Annotated in this window: 1 protein-coding gene; it reads right to left on the bottom strand. The window is 56.6% G+C overall.

The features are described from left to right. Positions 1-68: 68 nt before the first annotated feature. A partial coding sequence (locus KZZ04_RS19795; protein WP_219423970.1) for a hypothetical protein occupies positions 69-258 on the bottom strand: 190 nt, incomplete at its 5' end.

Genomic DNA, 258 nt, shown 5'->3' with positions numbered 1-258 from the left:
CAACAACGCTACGGGTACACCACGCAACACACTCATCAGCATTCAACTCGCAAGGAAAGAAACAGCCGTTACGGCTGGCGGCAATTCTGCTTTACCGACAACAGCGGCGCCGGATCGTACTTAACGCGCTGCAAACCATCGGCGCCCTGGAAGATGAAATACTTGATGCGGCAATCCTTGAACGTCGCCGAGTAGCCTTCCGCGCGAAAGCCCTCGCCGTCGACCTGCTTGATCACGGTGTTATTGCGGCTCACCACC

The organism is Pseudoalteromonas sp. CR1 (genome assembly GCF_019392235.1).
GTDB lineage: Bacteria > Pseudomonadota > Gammaproteobacteria > Enterobacterales > Alteromonadaceae > Pseudoalteromonas.
This window is presented reverse-complemented; position numbering and strand designations above follow the sequence as displayed.